Annotated in this window: 8 protein-coding genes; 7 read left to right on the top strand and 1 reads right to left on the bottom strand. The window is 29.4% G+C overall.

What is annotated here, in order from left to right; translation table 11 throughout:
* The first annotated feature begins 10 nt into the window (after positions 1 to 10).
* The 5 genes from KPL55_RS19410 (at position 11) to KPL55_RS19430 (ending at position 4,212) form a co-directional block, all read left to right on the top strand.
* Entirely contained in the window at positions 11 to 616 is a 606-nt protein-coding gene (locus tag KPL55_RS19410; protein WP_216308404.1) for a VanZ family protein, read from the top strand.
* A gap of 60 nt (positions 617 to 676) precedes the next feature.
* Positions 677 to 1,201, top strand: a complete 525-nt coding sequence (gene rpiA / locus KPL55_RS19415; RefSeq protein WP_216308405.1) for a ribose-5-phosphate isomerase RpiA — start codon at positions 677 to 679, stop codon at positions 1,199 to 1,201.
* Between the two features lie 155 nt (positions 1,202 to 1,356).
* A complete protein-coding gene (locus tag KPL55_RS19420; protein WP_246599673.1) occupies positions 1,357 to 2,595 on the top strand; it encodes an RNA-guided endonuclease TnpB family protein in 1,239 nt (412 codons plus the stop codon).
* A gap of 291 nt (positions 2,596 to 2,886) precedes the next feature.
* Entirely contained in the window at positions 2,887 to 3,756 is an 870-nt protein-coding gene (locus KPL55_RS19425; RefSeq protein ID WP_216308406.1) for a PhzF family protein, read from the top strand.
* Between the two features lie 39 nt (positions 3,757 to 3,795).
* Positions 3,796 to 4,212, top strand: coding sequence for a hypothetical protein (locus KPL55_RS19430; protein WP_216308407.1), 417 nt, complete (start codon positions 3,796 to 3,798; stop codon positions 4,210 to 4,212).
* A gap of 122 nt (positions 4,213 to 4,334) precedes the next feature.
* On the opposite strand, the gene KPL55_RS19435 is transcribed toward KPL55_RS19430, so the two are convergent.
* On the bottom strand, positions 4,335 to 4,523 hold the full coding sequence (locus KPL55_RS19435) for a hypothetical protein (protein ID WP_216308408.1): 189 nt from the start codon (positions 4,521 to 4,523) through the stop codon (positions 4,335 to 4,337).
* 209 nt (positions 4,524 to 4,732) lie between these two features.
* On the opposite strand from KPL55_RS19435, the gene KPL55_RS19440 reads away from it, so the two are divergent.
* Together KPL55_RS19440 and KPL55_RS19445 are read left to right on the top strand one after the other, a co-directional pair.
* On the top strand, positions 4,733 to 5,230 hold the full coding sequence (locus KPL55_RS19440; RefSeq protein WP_216308409.1) for a hypothetical protein: 498 nt from the start codon (positions 4,733 to 4,735) through the stop codon (positions 5,228 to 5,230).
* A gap of 236 nt (positions 5,231 to 5,466) precedes the next feature.
* Entirely contained in the window at positions 5,467 to 6,198 is a 732-nt protein-coding gene (locus tag KPL55_RS19445; RefSeq protein ID WP_216308410.1) for a tyrosine-type recombinase/integrase, read from the top strand.
* The last annotated feature ends 57 nt before the right edge of the window (positions 6,199 to 6,255 follow it).

Consider the following 6,255-nt stretch of genomic DNA (forward strand, 5'->3'; position numbering starts at 1 on the left):
GGGGTTACAAATGCTGAAGAATATCTTGAAAAACTCTATTATAATATTATTAAGTTTGATTGCGTCATGGGCATTACACTATTTTATTATTTCAAATGTTTTAATGCGATTTATGGAATCATCCAATATTCTAAGTATCTCAATAATGATGATTAGTGCATTTATATTTTATAGCTTAGCTATTTCAATTATTAATAAGAAAGTTAGTGAAATTCACATTGATATAATTGCTATATTATATTACCTTGTTGTAATTGGATTAACTTTCTTTAAGTCATATTATAGTACTGGCTATATTAACCTTAATCCTTTAAGTATATTAAATGATTTTCAGGACCATTTTCATCACGCTTTACTTCTTACAATTAGTAACACACTTATATATTTGCCTTTAGGAATATATATTAAAAATAAAACGAGGGTTAGTAATAAGAAGCTATTTTTAGGCTTTTTATTTTATATTTTGTTAGTTGAGATTATTCAATCAATTAGCCATAGAGGTATTTTTGATATTAATGATATTATTACAAATACTTTAGGCTTTTTTATAGGTGTTTTATGTGGTAGTTTCGTTACAAAATATAGTACAAACAGTTATAAACAAATTGCTGACTAGAAGAGGTGGAATAACTTTCTTTGAAAATAATAAATAAGTTATATGAAAGTGAGGGATGAAATGAATTGCAAAAAATTAGCAGGTGAAAAAGCAGTTGAATTTATTAAAGATGGTATGATTATTGGTCTAGGAACAGGTTCAACTGTTTATTATACAACTGTAAAATTATCTGAAAAAGTAAAAGAAGGACTAAATATTAAAGCAGTTTCTACATCAAGTTCAACTACCCAACTTGCTAAACAATTAGGTATATCTGTAATTCCTTTTGAAAAGGTAGATTACATTGATTTGACTATAGACGGTGCAGATGAAGTTGATGGTTCGCTCAATGGAATTAAAGGAGGTGGTGGAGCATTATTATATGAAAAATTAGTTGCTACTGCATCAAATAAGGTTATTTGGGTGATCGATGAAAATAAAAGAGTTAAATATCTTGGTAAGTTTCCACTTCCTATTGAGGTGGTACCATTTGCATATCATCAAATCTTTAATAAGTTAAAAATATTGAAATTAAATCCAGTTATTAGAAAAAGTCACGATAATAAATATATTACCGATGGACAGCATTATATAATTGATAACTAAACCACGCACACTCGTTACTTCAGTGGTGAGTTAGTGGTTCTTTTACGGGAGTAAAAACATGGTTACAATTTAAAAATAGAATATAAGTTCGCATTTTTGTTATAATAGCTGTATATGTAGGACATAATAATAGTATTAAAAAGGAGGCGTTTATCATGTCTATGAGATTAACTGTAAAGGATAAGAATAAGTTATTATTGGATGAAGGTAAACAACTCTTAAACTATGGTTTAGTACTCAGAATTTATCCCAGTGAAGAACAGGAAACTCTAATAAATAAGACATTTGGGTGTTCACGGTTTATATATAATAAATATTTATCTGATAGAAAAGATTGTTTTTCAAATACAAAAACAACACTAAGAGTGAATAATTACAAGGCGGAGGTTATGAATCCCCTTAAGCAGAAAAAAGGCTTAGAATTTCTTAAAGAAGTAGATAAGTTTGCACTAGAAGCTGCCCTTGAAAATGTAGAGGATGCTTATTCTCGATTTTTTAAACATCAAACCAATTTTCCAAGGTTTAAATCTAAGAAACACGCTAAAAAATCTTATACTACTAAATACACGAATGATAATATTAGGGTAGATTTAGATAAAGTAGTTATTAGACTTCCAAAGTTAAAAGAAGTCTTGTTTGCCTTACCTAAACAAAATAAGACTAATAATAAAATTTTAAATATTGGGAAAGAAACTACTAAGATAACCAAGGCTATAATTTCTCAAAAAGGAACTCGGTATTATGTTTCATTAACTATTGAAGAGGTTATTCCACTTATTAAAAAGTTGGAACTAAATAATATAGATAATTCTAAGATTATAGGATTGGATATGGGCTTAAAGGATTTTCTTATTGCCTCAAATGGAAGGGATAATTTTAAAACTTCGAATCCTAAATTTTTAAGGAACTCTGAAAAGAAGTTAATTAAACTACAAAAGAAACTCCCTAAAAAAATAGAGGGGTCAAAAAACTACTTAAAAGCTAAAGAAAGATTGAATTTAATTCATGCACAAGTTGCCAATCAAAGAAAGGATTTCATGCATAAACTAAGTCGTAAACTTATTAATGAAAATCAAGTTATAGTAGTTGAAGACTTAAATATTAAAGGTATGATAAAAAATCATAAATTAGCGAAATCAATTAGTGATGCAGGTTGGTATAAATTTGTAACATTTTTAAAGTACAAGTTAGAATGGCAAGGAAAACAATTAGTGAAAATAGATAGGTTCTTTGCTTCTTCAAAATTGTGTAACCATTGTGGTACTAAGAATATTATGTTGACCTTAAGCGATAGGGAATGGACTTGCAGCAAATGTAACCAAAAACATGATAGGGATATAAACGCCTCACTAAATATACGAAGTGAAGGAATGAGAATATTAGGTTTAGTGTAATATATACGTAAGGCACCGCTTGGGACAGTGGTAAGCGCCTGTCTTCTAGTTATAGAAGAGCAAAAGTATTTCTTTTGTAGGAGAACATGTTAGACCATTATCTCGCAAGAGTTAAGGCTGTGTTTGATGAATCAGGAATACTGTGACTTTTAGTCATGGGTAGTTCAAACAGGATTATTTCTTAATATTGCTGACACAATTATAATTGGAAAAGAAAATACAGTTGAAATCATAAATAGATAATGGCAAGGATTTTATATAATATTAAGTTGTACTAGGGAGGAATGATTTATGAAGGTAAAAGCTTATACAGTAAATTCATTTGCGAAATCTATTGAGGGAGGAAACCCGGCCGGAGTTGTTCTTAATGCTGATCATTTATCAGAAAATGACATGAAAAAGATAGCAGGTATAATTGGTTTTAGTGAGACTGCCTTTGTAATGAAGTCAGATTTGGCAGATTTCAAGGTGCGATTTTTTACCCCTAAAGAAGAGGTTGATCTTTGTGGTCATGCAACAATAGCAACATTCTATACACTCTCAATGCAAGATTACATTAAGATAGGAAAATATTCTCAAGAAACCAAGGCTGGAATTTTAAATGTGGAATTAAAAGAAGACTTATTAATTATGATGCAACAAAATACCCCAAGCTATTATGAAATAATAAGCAAGAAAGAAATTGCTGATTCCTTGAACATTACTCTAGCTGAAATGATTGAAGATCTCCCAGTACAGATCGTATCTACAGGCCTTAGGGATATAATTGTACCTATTAAAAATATCGATATGCTGAACTCCATAAATCCAGACTTTAGAAAGGTCGCAGAGATTAGCAGTAAATATAATACAATCGGTTATCATATTTTCACACTTGAATCACTTAATAGTTCAAGTGCCTACTGTAGGAATTTGGCACCCCTCTATGGAATACCAGAAGAGTCAGCAACTGGTACATCCAATGGTGCCCTTGCTTGTTATCTATTTAAATATGGTAAAATTAACAATGATCATACATCTCATATAGTTATTGAACAAGGTTATTCAATGAAAAAGCCGTCAGAAATAGTTGTAGATTTAACTACTCAAGAGAAAGAAATTCTTGAGGTCAAGGTCGGCGGAAAAGCATCAAATTTGTTTGAAATTGAAGTTGAAATATAACCGCTGAGCATATTTATAGTACAAGAAAGGAAGGGGAAAATGAAAAAAAGACATTATTTTATACTTATGATCGCAATAATTACCCTAATTCTTACTATGAACAATCTTAATATTATTAAAAAAGATAGGTTATACTACACAGGGAAAATTGAGAGTATAAATCAAAAGCACGGCACTACCACAGTCGAAGTTTCACCTGTTTCAAGTAATCGTTATTTCATAACTGAAATTAAAGCGAATCATCAAATAGAATATAAATTAGATAGTATAACGGTTTCGGGACTGAGCGACCCAATCAAAGATTTTAAAAGAGTTAAAATGGGTGAACTTGGTGAATTGGTCACAAAATTTAAAGTTGGCGATACTATTATATTTAAAGTTGTGAACAAGGATTACGACAAGAATGAACATAATTTAAAAATTAATGAACTTGCAGTAGACAGAACTTTAGAATAATAATCCAGTTAAATTTAACATGTGCGATATTCATTAGCATTTAAAGAGGCCACTTTAGGTTATGATTCAAATGGGTCTACTGGTCGCAGGCATCTGGAGCAAGAACAAGAATTTTAAAATAATTATTTATCTTTTGTAATAGGCTTATTCACCATTATAATTACACCAACAATAGTAACTACAACTGCAAGAACATAAAAATAAAATCCAACATCGGATGAAATCTTTGATGTTACTATAACTGATATTAATGCAATTATACCGCCTATGTAGGGCAGCAATGCTTTTCTATTAACGTTTCCCTTCTTCATAAATGATATCTCTCCTTTGCAATTATGAAACAACTAATATAAATATTGTACCATAATGAATTTCTCTTAGAGTTAATAATAATTTAATTAAATTTAACTATAATATAAAAAGATAGAATATGCAAATATACAAAATATGCTATAATTTATATAGATTTAAGCCGAGATCGTAGAAAAATATGAAACAATTTAATTATTGGGGGTGTATTTTGGGTTATAAAAAAAATTGGTTATTAATTTCACTATTAGCTTTAGTTTTTATGATTACATCTTGTTCTAGTGGTCTAAAGTTTAGTACAATTGCGGGACAATTCTCCAAAACAACTGATAAGATAGCAGTTGAATATAATAATAAATCAACTAAAGGCTTTTATGCTTCACTTGATTTTGAATTAACAGAAGGTAGAGTTGAGTGGGAAATTGTTAATGCTAAAAATGAACCTGTTTTTAAAGGTTATATACTTTATGAGAATGGGAAGACATATAGGGAACTAACTTATCCACTAAATTATATGAATGGTAATGGAAATTTAAATAGCAAAGAAGAAGTTCTGAATGGTTTAGATGTAAATGGTAATAAAATACTAGACTTTGGCTATCTTCAATTTGATACAAGTATATTTGGTAAGTACAATCTTAAATTAAAGCCAATAAATGCAGCGGGAAGTTATAAATTGGTATGGAGTGATAAATTACCACGAAAATGATACATGTAGAATGGATATTATGATTTTTATAATATATAGTTTAGTTAATTCGGAATCGTAGAATAGAACTAAACCGCTAACAGCGGTGGCAGACGAGTGCTAAGTACATTAATTTGATTTTTACTTAAATAAAATAGAAAGAAGTATCTTATTTGACTAAGATACTTCTTTATTATAATGTACACTTCCTTTAAACTTTTATTGTTGAAATAAAAAATAAGGGAGTGTTATTATTTATGTCAGAATTAAGAAAAAGAATGAAAATGGATATGGAACTAAAGGGCTACAGCCCAAGGACTATAGAAAACTATACCCGCCAAGTTAGTAACTTTGCTAAGCATTACAATAAATCACCAGAGCTTTTAAGAGAAAAAGAAATACGTGAATATCTACATTATTGTATCATGGAAAAGAAATTAAGTGAAGGTACTGTTAATTATATTAATGCAAGTCTTAAATTTTTTTATACTAAAACGCTTAATAGATATTGGAATATGGATAAGCTTTTTAGAATTAAAGAGCCAAGAAGATTACCTTCCGTTTTATCACCAGAGGAAGTTAAATCTATCTTTGATGTTACTGAAAACCTTAAGCATAAAGCAATTCTTATGACGATTTACTCCGCAGGATTAAGGGTTAGCGAAGTTTGTAATTTAAAAATAACAGATATTGATAGCAAAAACATGCAAATATTAATAAGAGAAGGTAAAGGTAAAAAAGATAGGTACTCATTGTTATCAAATGCAAATCTTGAAATTCTCAGAGAGTATTGGAAAAGATATCACCCTACGGAATATTTATTTTCTGGAAGGGGACGTACAGATTCTATAACCCCACGTAGTGTTCAACATATAATGGAAAAATCTATAAAAAAAACTAATATCACTAAAAAAGCATCAATTCACACGCTTCGTCATTATGTAGAGTGTTATATTATGGTGAGTACTCAAATAAATTGGCTTATCTAGAGGGTTCCTATGTTATTTACTCACCATAATTGTTCATAATAAGTATATCAATGTTTT

The sequence above is a fragment of the Clostridium lacusfryxellense genome, assembly GCF_018861735.1.
GTDB classification, from domain to species: Bacteria; Bacillota; Clostridia; order Clostridiales; family Clostridiaceae; genus Clostridium_AD; species Clostridium_AD lacusfryxellense.